Origin of the sequence: Citrobacter sp. TBCS-14 (assembly GCF_005280805.1) — a bacterium.
GTDB lineage: Bacteria > Pseudomonadota > Gammaproteobacteria > Enterobacterales > Enterobacteriaceae > Citrobacter > Citrobacter gillenii.
The window spans coordinates 1-203 of sequence record NZ_SZWM01001040.1; the positions used below are offsets into that span (position 1 = coordinate 1).

The window sequence follows — 203 nt, forward strand, 5'->3', positions numbered from 1 at the left end:
ACCCGAAAACCCACTACGTGACGCCGCGCGAACGTATCGTGCAGGCAATGGAAGAAATTAAAGTCGAGCTGGCGGAGCGCCGCAAAATCCTGCTGGCGAACAACAAACTGGTAGAAGAACAGCGTTTAAGCCAGCGTACGCAGTTCGATCTGGAAATGATGAACGAGCTGGGTTACTGCTCGGGGATTGAAAACTATTCACGC

Annotated in this window: 1 pseudogene; it reads left to right on the plus strand. The window is 52.2% G+C overall.

Annotation, left to right across the window (positions count from 1 at the left end):
* Positions 1–203: pseudogene (locus FDX22_RS23840) on the plus strand (excinuclease ABC subunit B); the annotation flags it as partial.